The organism is Pseudogemmobacter faecipullorum, from assembly GCF_020539525.1.
GTDB lineage: Bacteria > Pseudomonadota > Alphaproteobacteria > Rhodobacterales > Rhodobacteraceae > Pseudogemmobacter > Pseudogemmobacter faecipullorum.
Genome location: NZ_JACDXX010000087.1, coordinates 1 through 633, shown reverse-complemented (window position 1 = coordinate 633; position 633 = coordinate 1). Strand labels below are relative to the sequence as shown.

The 633-nt window shown below is 57.2% G+C and carries 1 protein-coding gene and 2 pseudogenes; 2 read left to right on the top strand and 1 reads right to left on the bottom strand.

Annotated features, from left to right (window positions below):
* A partial coding sequence (locus H0485_RS21320) for an AsnC family transcriptional regulator (RefSeq protein ID WP_226937875.1) occupies positions 1–119 on the bottom strand: 119 nt, incomplete at its 3' end.
* Between the two features lie 88 nt (positions 120–207).
* Here H0485_RS21320 and H0485_RS21315 point away from each other — a divergent pair.
* Positions 208–333: pseudogene (locus tag H0485_RS21315) on the top strand (IS3 family transposase); the annotation flags it as partial.
* Positions 334–338: 5 nt separating this feature from the next.
* A pseudogene (locus tag H0485_RS21310) lies at positions 339–470 on the top strand (IS256 family transposase); the annotation flags it as partial.
* Between the last annotated feature and the right edge of the window lie 163 nt (positions 471–633).

Sequence of the window (633 nt, the reverse complement as noted above, 5' to 3'; positions counted from 1 at the left end):
CGCCGCAGACAGGGCGAGGGCGAAAGCCCGACCTGGACTGCCAGTTCGACCTTCTGCATCCGACCATCTTTCTGCAATGCGCGCAGAATACGTCGGTCTGTTTCGTCTGGTCTGGTCATGGAAGAGGCGGCTGCGGGAATCTGAACAGCCGGGATAAGTGGATTTTCCGCGTAACGGCAGCATGATGCTGCGAGCGAGGAGAAGACCATGGCAAGACGACCGCGCCGGAACCACAGCCCGGCTTTCAAGGCGAAAGTGGCGGTAGCCGCGATCAAGGGCGAGAAGACCATGATCGAGCTGGCGCAGGAGTTCGACGTTCACCTGAACCAGATCAAACGGCCATGGCCTTCAAGCTGATGATGTCGGCCCAGAAGAAATGGCGAAAACTCGACGGCCACCACCGCCTCCCAGAAATCATACAGGGGGTTGAGTTCCGCGACGGCCTCCGTCAACTTCAAACCGCCGCCTGATCAAGCGTCACCAACTTTCGACCATAGCTCAGCGAAAATTCCGCTACACATCGGGCCGCCAAGATCCGATGAATGGATCTGGCACTCTCTGATGTGAGTTCATAATTCTTATGATGGCCGGGCCACGTTAGAAGCCATGCGCAGAGGAAACACTCGTAACACA